This window comes from Legionella sp. ST3F1, from assembly GCF_048553315.1.
GTDB classification, from domain to species: Bacteria; Pseudomonadota; Gammaproteobacteria; order Legionellales; family Legionellaceae; genus Tatlockia; species Tatlockia donaldsonii.
The window spans coordinates 164561-178490 of record NZ_JBLZIO010000002.1 but is presented as its reverse complement, the minus strand read 5'-3'; the positions used below and the strand labels follow the sequence as shown (position 1 = coordinate 178490).

Here is a 13930-nt window from a genome sequence, read left to right as displayed (position 1 = left end):
TCATCAAGTTAAAGTGAGGTTAAGTCCTGAGTAAATAATATACCCAAGCCAGTACCTGAATATACTTCCACGGTGGTGGGTCGACTAAATTGCTGTTGTGCAACCTGCCCCCAACTTTTACCCACCGTCGCCAAACCAATCACAGCGTTTTCCAATGCAGAGCGACCAATACCGTTTTGAACGGTAATATTATCACCACCCCCAGTCCCGCCGATTGTCACTGTTGTGTTGGCTGATTGGAAAGCATTACCAAAACCTTCCAGGAAAGAAGAAGCAAATAAAGAACCGTAACGGAGAAGGTAATGGTGATCCGTATTACTGGCTAATGCGGTGCGAGCCGTATTTGGATCAATGGCATACGCACTAATGCTCACCGTTTTAGCAGCCCCCGGAACCGATAATGTGTTAAAACTAATCACCATTTTATCGGCATTCGCAGGCAAATTGAAACTGCCGATTAGTTTAGAGCCCTTTAATTTACCAGACACGATCGTTGCAAGGATGGGGCCTGGCTCATCACTATTAACGGAAGTATCTAAAACAGCGAATACGATATCGCCCGTTCTAACAATTGCTTTCTGTGGAGGAGTACTGCCGCCAGCACCACCAGGGCCACTCGCCATGCCGCCGGCCATTCCTGACTGAGGAGCACCACTCACCTCAGCACCTTCCGCACCCGGCGCTTTTTCCTCTTGGCCACCAGTATAGGCCTGGGTAGCCACCTTTTTCCATTCTTGTAGTGACTGATTCGCAACACCCAACATTTGGCCTGTACGTTGTTGAATTTTTTGCTGATATTTTTGATCAGCTAATTGTTGGTTCTGTCTTTTCAAAATTTCCTGTAATTGCTGTGCTTGGGCTGCCTGTGCTGAAGTAGCAGAGGGCGCTTGCCCGGGCACGCTGGGTATCCCTGCCAAGTTGGATGGAACAGCCGTTGGTTGAGTGGCTGCTTGTAAACCTGCCAGCTGAGAAGTATCTGGAGGAAACCCTGCATTCTGTATCTCTGCGTTGCTGAAACCAGCATTTTTCAAGTCTGCAGCGGTGTAGCCGGCATCTTTTAAATCTTTTGCCGAAAAACCGGCTTGACGTAAAGCAGCCGCGCTAAAACCAGCATCTTTTAGATCTTTGGCACTAAACCCGGCTGCTTTTAATTGACTCGCAGTAAAACCCGCATTTTTAAGGTCAGCAGCACTGAATCCTGCGTCTTTTAATTGACTGGCAGTAAAGCCAGCATTCTTAAGATCAGCAGCGCTGAAACCGGCATCACGCAATTCTTTGGCACTAAAACCGGCATTTTTAAGTTCAGCCGCGGTAAAACCTGCATCCTTAAGTTCAGCGGCTGTAAAACCCGCATCTCTTAATTCTGCGGCAGTATAACCCGCAGCCTTCATTGCTGCTGCACTACAACCAAGTGTTTGTCTTATTGTAGCCGCAGAGACGCCAGCCGCACGAGCCGCTTTTAATGAAGCAACACTACAATCCGCCGTCCTGCCAGCCGCAATTACAGCTGCTGTTTTAATTCCTGCCTGGCCTAATTGTTGTGGTGTAAAACCAGCATCCAGCAATTGTTGAGGAGTAAAACCGGCATCAGATAAGGCTTTAGCGTCATAGCCAGCCGCTTTCAAAGCTTCTGCACTACAACCATTTAATTCGCGTATCCGTTTGGCTGATACCCCCTGACTAAATAAGTATTTTAATTTGACGGGATCGCAACCTGCAGCTCGTATAGCGTCATCGGACACATCTGTTGCTGCCCGAATTTGCGCAGGGGTGAACCCAGCTGCTAATAAATCTTGCGGCGTAAAACCAGCCGCAGCTAATTGTTTTGCATCATAACCAGCCGCTTTTAAAGCTTGTGCGCTACAGCCATTTAAAGTACGTATTCTGGTAGCTGAGACACCTCTGGCAAAAAGAGCCTTTAGTTTTTGTGGATCACAGCCAGCCGCACGAATAGTGTTATCATCCACTGGGCCTGCGGCGCTGATTTGCGCGGGTGTAAAACCGGCATTGGCCAAATCGTTATCTGTAAATCCGGCCTCTTTTAACGCCTGCGCACTACAGCCGGCATATTGCCTAATCAACTTGGCGCTCACACCCGCCAGACGCTCCATCTTTAATGTTGCAACATCACAGCCCGCACTTTTAACATCGGCGGGTGTAATTCCTGGTGGTAATTCTGACTCACCCGCTGCAATTTCCCCGGGTGTAAATCCAGCATTAGCCAGGTCTTCCGGTGTAAACCCAGCATTAAGAAGATCTCTTGCACTAAAACCAGCCTGTTTTAACTGCGCCGCGGTAAACCCTGCATTCTTTAGATCAGCTGCGCTGAAACCCGCATTCCTTAGCTCAGCAGCACTATAACCTGCCGCCTTTAATTGGGCAGCGCTACAACCGCTGATACGTCGAATTGCTGCGGCTGTCACCCCAGCAGCTCGCAGGCGCTTTAATGCATCGACTTGACATCCTGCTTTGCGGACATCAGCTTCGGTTATTCCATTAGGCAAACCACTCGCTTTTGTAATTTCCTCTGGTGAGAAACCAGCTCCTTTCAATTCACCGTCAGAAAAACCACCATCTTTCATCTGTTGAGCTGTAAATCCTGCATTTCGCAATTCGCAGGCATCAAACCCACACTGTCTAAGCCTTCCTGCACTAAAACCTGCCTCTTTCAATTGGCGAGCGTTAAAACCGGCGGCTCTTAATTCTTTACAAGTGCAAATCCGCTCTAAGTCAGACAGTTGATAGCCACTATCTTTTAATTGAATACAAGTACAAGCAGATTTCAAATCACTAAGGACTGCTCCTTCATTAACAACCTTAGTCACTGTCGCTTTACTACAGTTGCTGCTCTTTAACGCTTGCAACCATAAACTTCTCTGCGCTCCTCCCTGATCTTCCATTGCTAAAGTCGTAAATCCCACCCCCCCTTGCCCCGCTTGCGCACCTACCGGCTCGACACCTGCCCCCAAAGCCTGAGTACGAATAATAGTGGGTATAGAACTTCCGCCAGTTTTTAGTGCTGATTGAGCCTGCTCAACATTTTGTGCTTCCTGCAATTTTGCGTACTGTACCGTTGGATCAAGTGCGCCAGGAATCGATTGAATTCCGCCTGGAACCATACTCACATTGGCACTGGCATCTGGTCCTAAATCACTTGAGAATTTAAACTTTGTTATGCCAATTACAATCGCTGTTATCAGTAAAATACCTGTGAACAGAATAATTACCCGTGAACGGGTATTGGTAAATAATGCCTTAAGATTCTCTTTTTTGCCTGCCATTTGATTATAACCCTTCTACCTTGAGCTGCATGACCTTTCCATGCCAGGAAACCAGTAATACAGGCGATTTTTGCATTTCATAAGCATGCATACCATCAGCACTGGTCATACTTCCTATCCAACCTGGAGAGAGAATAGTAAGGTTGGTTCGGACATACATTTTGTCGTTGATTATCCAAGCTCTTGCATCACCACCACTTACAGTTAAACGTCGACTGCCAGGCGGAGGAACACCATCCAGAACGTGCAATAAAAGATCGTTAGCACTTGGTGGGATGCCATTCTCCATCGGCGTACTCTTCGCATTTGGGCCATAGCCCTGGATACGGAGATCAACACGATAATCCACTGCCTTCTGACCAGGAATCAGGGTCAACATAACAGGGGTATTCAAGCCGCGAAGCCTGACCGCAAGATTACCGTAGTTGTACAACTTTAAAGCCTGAATCATCAATGTATTACTTGTTTTATCCCATTGAATATTAAAAGAGGAGGGATCACCCAAATCATAGGCACTGATAGGCCATGGAGCACCGGTTGAATCAAGAAAAACGAGCGAAGAAACAAATCCTTGTGACAAACGAATAACCGGCGGCGTCGAACCTGGCGACAAATTAACGAATTGCGACGTTGCGGTTGGTTTTGGCGGAACACCTGCTGTCGCTGCTTTAGCATACTCATTGGTTTGATAAAGTTGTTTAAGGCGCAAGAGCTGTTCCGGTGTGAGTGGAAACATTTGCCTTGTAACGCCTTCAAATGCCTTAACATCAATAAGCTCATTATCAGCATCACTCACAACCTGGCCATCTGGAACTGCTGGAGCGGGTGCCGTCGGTGGTGGAACTGTATTTTGCGGCGGCGGAGTACCTGGCCTGCCTTGTTGTTGTGGTTGGCCTGGTTGGCCTTGATTTTGCGATAAACGCTGTTGCAAAAGTCGAAGTTGTTGCAATGCCTGCTGTGCTGAATCGGATTGATCAGCCGAATAGGCAGCAAACGGAATCACACTACCTAACAAAACAGTAAGCGTACCAAGCCGAAGAACGGCTTTTTTCTTCTTATTCATGAACTTATACCACCGCTAGCTGGCCCAACAACAAACTGCGATATGCCAATCCCACGAGGAGAGTTAAGTGTTGATACCCTCGTGATTAACATGGTCACTACGTTATTTTGCTGTGAAAATTCACTAGCACTCTGATAGGTTACCAAAATCGGCATTTGTACACGCCAAGAGTACCGGCCATTTAAAATCCCTTTTTGTAGGATAATGGGAGCTCGAGTCGCTACTGCAGAGACAATAAGTTTCTTGGCCTTCACCGCATCCAAATTATTTGATTGCTGCAAAGCAGTTAAAAACTGTGACCAACCATCAGCAGTAAAGAATCCTGACGAAGCTTGCAGCTCATCACGGTAATTCACAAAGTTATAGGTAAAGGCAGCAATAGCTGCTTGGTTTGCCCATTGCAGTACTGCAGAATCAGACTGGTTAGGCTCATTAAGAGGATACAAAGGCGTAATTCTGCCATTGATGCTTGTAGCAAAATACTTAGGCGCCGGTGGATGAGTAATCATGTAAACTAACAGTGAAGCCAGAACGAAATTGACTAATATTGAAATGATAAGCGTGATCATCGTTTTACGTTGGCCATCACGGTAAAAATCATTCCTCATAGCAACAATTGTCAAAGCATCTTCAGCCATAATTTCCTCGGTTATTGCGGTATAACTTTCACTTCATCATCATTCGTTGGATCAGGCGCAAGTAATGCGTTGCCTGTGTAATTTGGCTCATTCAGGGGATTCAACTTTATAGGAGGAGTAATCCCACTGGTAGCATAAAAATCACGTTCCGGTTGATGAAGGTGAAGGTAATATATAATCAAGCACAAGAGTAAATTTATACATCCCGATACAATAAGGTATTTACTCGCCCTACGATAGGTTTGAATATAAAATGTCTTAGAATTTTTTATTGTATTCCAAGTCTCTCGACTCATTGCACCCTCATTTAAACAATCGTATCTCTGAAAGTAATTTCAATACGCGAATTTGGTGATTTATCACCACCCTGAGTAGAGGTCATTATAGGTTTATCACTCCCCAACCCTTCTGTAAAGATAAAACGGCTATCGATACCTTGCGACCATAAATAATCAGCTACGGCTCTTGCTCTTGCAAGGGTCAAAGCATGCTCACGTTTTGCTGAGACATATTTGCTACTATACGCGGTTACATTCACACCAACCTTACGAAATTCTTTTAGATAACAAGCTACTTTATTCAACAAACCATAGGAAGCCCAGTTTAACCGAGGTGATTGATCTGGGAACAACGCAGAGGAAGGAATACTGACCAAATAATCTTCACCTATAGTGGCAACCTTTACACCGTTATTGGCAAGTGTCTTTTGCAGCCGGATCATAGCCTTATCTGATGTATGCGCAACCTTAAAAGGTAGCCTTAGTGCGGGATCCTCTTCAGGTGTATATTTAGGTTGGCTTTTACAACCAAAGAGCAATAAGGATGCAAGCAAAATGGCATGCCCTCTTAAAAACCCTGCTAAGCCACTACGAAATCGTCTCAACGCAAATCCTCTATTGATAAAATAGTTTCCCCAGCATAATGAAATAAAAACATACTAATCATTGCGTTACAAGCAGTTATTAAAAATTCCGCTGTTTAGGTGCAATTATGGGCAAGAAATGAACCAGTTTAGGGACATGACAAATCGAAGGATGTACAGAAACCAAGGGGTATTGGTCTACGATGGAAGAAATATCAACAGTCATTGGATTAGCAATCAATCTTCCTGGGCTTTAGCCTTGGCTTTCTCACGTTCACCAACAATTTTGTCAGAAAGAGCCACCACCATTTCGGCTAAATCTTCGACACTAACGATATCACGCTCATGAGGAGGATAACTGGTTGCCATTTGGAAGTCTTTGATTAATTCATTTGCTACTGTACCCGCGTATTTATCTTTTGCTCCGCTCGCACGCTCAATGACAGCCAAATAGTTACGCGTTTCATTAATGGCCAGCAGAGGTTGTGAAAATTGCTCTATCTCTTTAACAAGGAGAGGAACAGTATTTGCAGGTTGAGTCAGTTTTCTAAATATCGTTAAAGTACCTTCTTCCTCTTCTTCAATTAATTCCTCAACAGGAGCAGGTTCATTTTGGCCATGGAAAGCAAGTAACGCAGCGACACCACGTTCAATGGGCTCACTAATTTGGGATTCACGCAATGCCTTCGTAATTAAGGTGATTTCCTCATTTTCAATTTCTTTATTAATGCTTAAATCACCACTTTCCAATATCGTTTGAAATCCAGAAAGTTGCTTCTGTAATTTCATCAGGTAGTCATCCGGTGGCGGCTCTACTTTCAAGAATTGATTTAGTTTTAAACGCTTAACTGGCTTTGGATTAGCATAAAACATACGAGCGCGTACAATTTTTGATTTGAAAAAGATATGGGACTCACCCTCGGTCTGATCTTTCAAATCCAATAAGTCGATGCGTGCTCGTTTTTCAAATGAAGAACTCTTCGTATCCATATAGCTATTAGCGATACTCGAGTCCTTGGTTTGGAATGAATCTACTTTAGTAACGTAAGCTTCACCCGCCGTTTTGGTGAAGAAATCCCAAGTCTCAGTGGGGTCTTCCAGTTTCATACAAATTTTGATGTTGGTGTTTGCACCGATGGAGGCAGCTTCTTCTTTCGATGCCTTCTGGAATGCGGGTAAATCCTGTCCAGCAAAAATAGCTGAGAATCCAAGAGAACGCGCCTGGGCAGGTACCACAGCAAAACCCTGCACCGCATAATAACCATACTCATCGAGAATACACATATAAGGAGTCGGAGAATTGGTAGGCTTTCGCAAAATAACATCACGATAATCACCTTCTACCTGATCTCCCAAACCGGCAGCCATCATCGCCTTCAAAGAAGAAACAATTACCTTACCCAGGTTCGATAGCTCATCGGGCGATTTTTCCAAAGCGGGTAATAATACCACCAGAATCCGTCGATTAAGTACAACGTCTTTAAAATCAACTTCCGCCAGGTTAGTCCGTATAATATGTCCATAGGTATCTGCAAGCGATGAAAATACGCGTACCAGCTGCATGGTAATGAAACCATGCTGTTCTAAAACCTGAGAAACCTGTTTGCCTTTTTTCTCTTTGTTATAACCAGGTAAGTTGAAAACATAGTTACGCAGGGGATCCGTTACTAATTTTGGTACAGATTCTATACTGATACTTTCCTGTTCATCCCGGGGAAATATTTTATCAATGACGATTGATTCCAATTTTACCAAATCAAAATAATTACGAATGCTATTGGCATCAAGCAAAATAGCCCCGTCGTCACGCATATAAACGAGTAGTTTCATAAGCGCTTCAACGAAGCTGATGGCACGTCCCTTCCACATATCACCATCAGATGACTGGCCAGAAGAACCCATTAAACTTACAACGAGCTGAGTTAACATGCTCGAAGACCCCTGGCAAAAAGGATTAAGCGTGTTGGACAGGCGTCTTTCCTGCGGACCAATGACGTCGCGAGCCCCGGTCATGAAATTGATGAGCAGTAAATCATCTTCACGTCCCATACTACGCACCATGGAAAAGACTTTAGCGTAAAGCGAGTTATCCCCTTTTCCATCGACATAAATAAAACCGCTGGCTTGTACAAGCGCATTAAACGCTAACGATACAAGGGCTTCTGTTTTACCACTACCGGTAGAACCAAAAATAAGGGCATGGGTTCTTAAGTCATCATTGGCAAACCATAACTCCTCATTGGTTTTACGATCATTACCAAAAAAAGCAATTCCTCTTGCAATATTCGGGGTACCAACGCCTGGCTTCAGATCATTGTAATCTTTAACTCTGGCAATTTTGGGCAATCTGAAAGGCAGTTTTTGCTTACGGGTATAACTATAAAGAAAAAACAGAATACCGAGAACTAGCATTAAGCTAGCCACCTCAGAGAGATAATAGGAAACTGCAGCCACTGAAACCAAAACAATAGAAATGTTGGTCGGATCAGCAAAAAAGTCCGCAAGCCTTTGGCCAAGGGTACGGGTGTCCCTTAGCAACATGGTTGGATCTATTTCATGACGCGAATCAATACCACGCATTACGGTTCTAACTCCTGCAATTCTTTAGGCGTTAATTTGACTTCTTTCACCGCGACTTCAAGGGCTTTGATAGCCTCATCGATCATGGGTACCAACGAACGCCGTTTCATCTCTTTTTCAGCCCGCCAGTGAGCAAAGGGGCCTCCAACCTCAGCAAAGGGCGTTTGTCTGCCTACACAATTAAGCATATACCATAATCGTCGATCTATGGTTTTTAACCACAGAAATTCTGCACTCGGAACTACGCCATCTTCTCGTGAAGCCTCTATTAAGGAAGCCATAACAGTCAGAAGATAGGCATGCCTCGCCAAAATCTCTTGAACGTTTTCAGCGTTCTGATATTTTTTTAACACAGGTCTTGCTACAGTAAAATCAGGCTTGCCTGCAGTGCAGGTTTTATCCAGGGTTTCCAAAATTAAATTGGCTGAGTCTCTATCTCTGTTCATACGGGCCATAAAGACAGCGGCCAAGGCATAAGCCTGTGGAGGGCAGCGATCAAAGCCATCCCAATAGGGACCCAGTTGCAAAGTAAATACCCGCTTCGCATCTCCCTTGCGAATACCCGCAGTCATCTCTAGCCCAGGTACCGGATTATCTAAGAGTGCGTCGTCTTTTTTTAGCAATTTATATTTGCGTGCAAACTCAATAGGGGTTAAAGCCATTGCCCAGGGACCGGTATTGATATCAGTAGCGGCCAGATCCAAGTTCACAACGGGCATAATTGCCAGCCAATTATACTGTTCCTGCGCACGCAGGGTATTCATATTATGAGGTCTACGAAATTTAAGGGTGATATCCGATTTATAAAGAAAAATGGCTAGAACTACAAGAATTAAAACGACAGGATAGCGGATGTAATCACCAACGCTACGTGTCAGCGTTAAAAACTGATCCCAGTCAACCGTAGCAGGATCAATTGTCTGCATTAAATAAACATTAGAAGCAAGTTGCTCATTACTAACAAAAAGTGTCACCAGTTTTGCTTGTAAGATATTTAAGTAGAAAACAAAGGCAACAATATGCTGGTGAGCTGTTCTCCAAATAAAAAACAGGGTAAGAAACAATAGAACCATGATCCACACTGGTGCCATTGAATTATCGCCACTACCACCTTGTTGTTGAGCTTGTTGAGCCATTCGCCAAATTTTTACTGATTAATTTAAATGAAGTATATACCCACTTTAAACAAGGCGCGACTCTCATTGCTAGTCTGCATGAGAATTTTTAACTAAACGTCCTTTTGAATAACGGTAAACCCCTGAAAGATGCACAAAGCGAATAATATTATCCAAATGAATAGAGCGATCTTTAAGACTCAGTAAGGGTCTGCCATGCTTATCCATAGGTATTTTATCTGAGGGTACTGTCAAAAGATCATTTTGATCGATATAGATAGCCACATAGGCTTCGTTTACTTTATTCTCTTTGGCTTTAATTGAATATTGCACATCCTTTTCATCAGCATAAATAGGACGTGAAATCATTTGGCGCGGGAGATTGGCAAGAATACGTTCCCAAGCTTGGATATTATGTCCTTCAGTCGAGTAGAGAGCAATAAATACCTCTTGTTGGCCTGCACGGAGCGCAATTCGATTTGCCAAATTCGACTCAGTTTTAGATTTGTCTTGTCCTCTTACATCACCACCAAGTTGCTTAGCAAAATTGTCACGTATTTCACGCAAATTTTTACCAATTACACGTAAGAAATTCGACTCTTCCCAAGGACCTGTGGAAATAGTTTCATCCAGCGCTTTTAAAATAGCTTGCGCTTGTTGTTCTGTTAATTCATCTTTCATATAGGATAAGGATAAACGATTGGCTACGTTTTTTACAATTAATATAGGAATATAGCTATTATAACAGTATTCCTTGTCATACACGGAGTACTATTTAAAATTTCCTGTGATAAAATGGAAGAAATCTGATCAAAAAATATAACTTCTTCATTATGTTAATTTTTTAGATTCCGTTAGGTCAGGTTGATCGAGTGCTTCCCCAAGTTTATTGCCGAGATCAACCAGCTTGTCTCGAGCTTGAGAATTTGATGGATTATCACTCGCTTTATCTAAAAGACCGATAAACCTGTTTATAAGAGCAATGTTAGCCCTTACTTCATCTGCATTGATAGTCGGTTTTTTATTATCAAAAAAGCCAAGGCCCATAACAGACTCCAAAAACTAATTACTCTTAGAGTTACGTTAACAGATAATGACTTAAGACAAACTTAAGAGAAACCAGTCTTTCATTTAATTTACACTTGTCAGTATAAATATAGATCAATCGTACATTAATTCATCTAAAGGAGTGTAATCCCTACTCGGACCACCTTGAATAAGTTCATTCAATACATCAGTCATACAAAGCAGGCGCAGGACATTAGGAGTAACTTCATCAAATACCACACGGATTCCTAATAAAGCATTCTCAGCCTCATCAAAAGTGGCTCCCAGTCCATAACCAAGGCAAAGAGAACAGAGTTGATCCGCTCGCCGGGCAATAGCAGGTAATAAACCGGTTTCTGAAAATACCTCATCAAAGCTTACAAAACGATCATTTAAATAAAATTTCGCATTCATATTGGCAGCAATCAAAGCCATACTTTTACGAATATCTGTTGCCATTCATCGCCACCAAGGTTGAGAAGATTTAAGAGAGCCTGCCAAGAAGCTTCTGAGCCATCGCAAAAATACCGGAACCGTAAAACCATAATGTTCAATAATTCCAAAAAACACTGCAGATACTAAGACTAATACTCCCGTCCACACTCGGATGTGCATAAGAAAAAGGAAAATAGGAAAAGCAGCTCTCGCATCAACCATAAAAAAACGAGGGCTTCTTGCTGAGTCACGCCAATGCGACGTTTCCGAAAAACTCCCAGCAGCCATAGAGACTCCAACAGATAGGTTTTATTTTATTAGTATATCGTTCAGGGGCGAGAATTCAAGCGGTGAACCCGCTCAAAATTAAGACGTTTCAAGCGCAACAAAATGAAATCACCGAACTATTTGGTGGGTGTGAGATCAAAACTATCTTTTTGGGGCAAACATTTGACCACCAACTCATCGATTGGTGATTTTGGCATAGGGGTTACTACCATGGCAGGCTTTAATTCTGATTGATCTATCTCTACCTCTGCCTCAGGCTGTTCAGATATTACTTTTTTTGTTGAATTCGGTTGCATTTTCTTCAACATATGGTTTGTGCTATTAGACATCATAGCTCCAACAATCAATCGATAGTTGGATCATAACATGTACAAGATTAAGGCATTATTAAATTATATAGAAACTGTATAAACCTGATTCAGGAAGAAAAAACCACCGTTAATTCACGTTCTAAAGTAACATAATCTATCTTTCCAGTCGTCAAAACAGGTATTTTAGTAGCAGGAAATACTTTATGGGGAATCAACAGTTCCGAATGCCCCAGTGTATGGATATAGTGAACAAACGTCGATTTGTCAGCGAGAGGCGCTTCGGAAAATAATAAGATTTGTTCTCCTTTTTTAGGGCATTGTTGATAGAGTGCAGCATGTGTCTGTCCTGGCCATAAAACTGCAGCAATCGATTCCACTGCTGTTAATGAAACCATTTCGCCACCCAATTTGGCAAACCGCTTTACCCGCCCTTTAATACTCACAAAACCATTCTCATCAATACTGACAATATCTCCAGTATCATGCCAACCATCTTTTAAATGGTTAATTTCCCCTAGGCAATTAGGAGAGAGATAACCTGCCATCACATTAGGGCCTCGAATGAACAATCGCCCTCCTTCAGAGATTCCCTCCATCGCTTCTACACGATATTGAATCCCGGGAAGAGGTAAACCCACACTGCCTATTTTAGAAGCGATAGAACAATTTAGTGCAATGACAGGAGAGGCTTCTGTTGCCCCATACCCTTCATAGATAGAAACTCCAAAAATTTGTTTCCAATTTTGAATGGTTTCAGGCTTAACTTTTTCTGCCCCTGCAAAAACATAGCGCACTGAGCCAAAATCTCGTGGTTTCGCTACCCGAGCATAACCGGTTAGAAAAGTATCCGTGCTTAAAAAAATAGTTGCCTGCTTGTCATAAACCAAGCTGGGAATTATTTTATAGTGCAAAGGGGAAGGATAGAAAAAGCAACGATTTCCAGTGAATAATGGTAACAAACAACCCACAGTAAGGCCAAAACAATGGAAAATAGGAAGAGCATTAAAGAAAACATCTGCAGCGGAAAAATCAACCCGAGAAATGAGCTGATAGCAATTAGCCAAAATATTCGCATGACTGAGTGCAACCCCTTTGGGCACCCCCTCTGAACCCGAAGTAAACAAGATTACAGCTGTTTGCCTAACGGCTACCCGATCGCCTAAACCAACATAAGTCCGCAGCGGGAAAAACCCCTTGAGTAAGCCAGTTATCTTGTCTGCTAAACCAATAGCCGCTTTACTATCTTCCAAAAATCTTAGTTCTAAACCCGCAGCAAGCAAATCCTGCAGTAAGCCCTCAAGTTTTGCTGTGATAATAAATTGGCGGGAAGTGTAGATCGTTTTAATTCCAGCCAATTGGCAAGCAGCGTATAGGTTATAAAAACCGCCACTAAAATTTAACATCGCGGGTATACGCCGGTATGCTTGCAAGGCAAAAAAACTGACTAACGCAGCAATACTAGTAGGCATCATTAGCCCAACTCGTTCACCCGCCTGTGTTTGATTCTTAAACTGCCGTCCTAAAATAAAACAACTGCTGATAAACCGGCGTGTAGACAACGAATTACCCGTGCTATCCTCCATAAATTGCCCGGATTTCTTTGCTAATTTTACTCCTTGCAACATCGCTGCAAAAAGCGATTTATCCTGATTCCAATTAGTGAAAGACATTTCACTAAGTAAAAGAAAAAGTTCCCGACCTACTCTTTTCCTGGATTGTGGTGCATCCTGTGTCGTTAACAGGCGGGGAGCCATAACATGGAGCGTTACCTTGGGGCGCCATTGTGTCAAATGCTTGTCTTTGACCAAGGAAAAAATACTGTATTGCGTGCCATCGATACGCACGGGTAATACGCTTGCCTGCGCTTTTTTCAACATTAACCCGGCAAGCTCAACCATCGCTTCGTCGTTAAGATAGGTGGAGTACTCAGGTGGAAATAACACACAATGCTTACCTTCCTGAACTGCTTGGCAAAAAGACTTTACAATCCCTAATCCCCCAGATTCATTCACCCGTACCTCTGAAAATAACCGCAAAACTTTAAACCACCCCTTCTTTGCCAAAGATACGGGTAAAATAAAGGTCAAACGCTCTGGAAAACAGAAGGCAAGCAATAACGCATCAATAGCAGAAGTACGATTAATAACAATGACCGTGTCAGCTCCTAATTCATAATGCCCCTGAATTTTTAAGCGAAACCATTTTTTAATCGCTTTTTTTATTAGCCAACCGCATGCCTGGCTGAGATCAAACTGCCAACGTTGTTTTGCCATGGATTGCATCAGTTCGTAGGTCAACAAAATTTATAAC

General features: G+C 43.0%; 13 protein-coding genes. All 13 read right to left on the bottom strand.

Translation table 11 applies throughout. From position 1 onward, the window contains the following. Nucleotides 1–8 precede the first annotated feature (8 nt). Nucleotides 9–3281: a type IVB secretion system protein DotG/IcmE gene (dotG, locus tag ACN4Z1_RS03005; RefSeq protein WP_419388167.1), complete on the bottom strand. Its 3273-nt coding sequence runs from the start codon at nucleotides 3279–3281 to the stop codon at nucleotides 9–11. A gap of 4 nt (nucleotides 3282–3285) precedes the next feature. After that, nucleotides 3286–4344, bottom strand: a complete 1059-nt coding sequence (locus ACN4Z1_RS03000; RefSeq protein WP_228363358.1) for a DotH/IcmK family type IV secretion protein — start codon at nucleotides 4342–4344, stop codon at nucleotides 3286–3288. Further along, entirely contained in the window at nucleotides 4341–4982 is a 642-nt protein-coding gene (locus ACN4Z1_RS02995; protein ID WP_115221902.1) for a type IVB secretion system apparatus protein IcmL/DotI, read from the bottom strand. Before ACN4Z1_RS02995 ends, ACN4Z1_RS03000 begins: the two co-directional genes overlap by 4 nt. An 11-nt stretch (nucleotides 4983–4993) precedes the next feature. Then, nucleotides 4994–5278, bottom strand: a complete 285-nt coding sequence (gene icmM / locus ACN4Z1_RS02990; RefSeq protein WP_115221903.1) for a type IVB secretion system protein IcmM/DotJ — start codon at nucleotides 5276–5278, stop codon at nucleotides 4994–4996. 11 nt (nucleotides 5279–5289) lie between these two features. Beyond that, a complete protein-coding gene (gene icmN, locus ACN4Z1_RS02985) occupies nucleotides 5290–5865 on the bottom strand; it encodes a type IVB secretion system protein IcmN/DotK (protein ID WP_228363359.1) in 576 nt (191 codons plus the stop codon). Between the two features lie 216 nt (nucleotides 5866–6081). Continuing rightward, complete coding sequence (locus ACN4Z1_RS02980; protein ID WP_228363360.1) at nucleotides 6082–8424, bottom strand: TraM recognition domain-containing protein; 2343 nt, start codon at nucleotides 8422–8424, stop codon at nucleotides 6082–6084. Continuing rightward, entirely contained in the window at nucleotides 8424–9560 is a 1137-nt protein-coding gene (icmP, locus tag ACN4Z1_RS02975) for a type IVB secretion system coupling complex protein DotM/IcmP (RefSeq protein WP_228363361.1), read from the bottom strand. Before icmP ends, ACN4Z1_RS02980 begins: the two co-directional genes overlap by 1 nt. A 69-nt stretch (nucleotides 9561–9629) precedes the next feature. Next, nucleotides 9630–10220, bottom strand: coding sequence for a Dot/Icm secretion system protein IcmQ (icmQ, locus tag ACN4Z1_RS02970; protein WP_228364076.1), 591 nt, complete (start codon nucleotides 10218–10220; stop codon nucleotides 9630–9632). Between the two features lie 150 nt (nucleotides 10221–10370). After that, complete coding sequence (locus ACN4Z1_RS02965; protein WP_115221908.1) at nucleotides 10371–10586, bottom strand: hypothetical protein; 216 nt, start codon at nucleotides 10584–10586, stop codon at nucleotides 10371–10373. 114 nt (nucleotides 10587–10700) lie between these two features. Further along, complete coding sequence (locus ACN4Z1_RS02960; RefSeq protein WP_058446979.1) at nucleotides 10701–11045, bottom strand: type IV secretion IcmS family protein; 345 nt, start codon at nucleotides 11043–11045, stop codon at nucleotides 10701–10703. Continuing rightward, a complete protein-coding gene (gene icmT, locus ACN4Z1_RS02955; RefSeq protein ID WP_115221909.1) occupies nucleotides 11046–11309 on the bottom strand; it encodes an IcmT/TraK family protein in 264 nt (87 codons plus the stop codon). It abuts the gene before it with no gap. 116 nt (nucleotides 11310–11425) lie between these two features. Beyond that, nucleotides 11426–11638, bottom strand: a complete 213-nt coding sequence (locus tag ACN4Z1_RS02950) for a hypothetical protein (protein WP_419385813.1) — start codon at nucleotides 11636–11638, stop codon at nucleotides 11426–11428. An 89-nt stretch (nucleotides 11639–11727) separates the two neighbouring features. Further along, nucleotides 11728–13893: an AMP-binding protein gene (locus tag ACN4Z1_RS02945; protein WP_228363363.1), complete on the bottom strand. Its 2166-nt coding sequence runs from the start codon at nucleotides 13891–13893 to the stop codon at nucleotides 11728–11730. Nucleotides 13894–13930 lie beyond the last annotated feature (37 nt).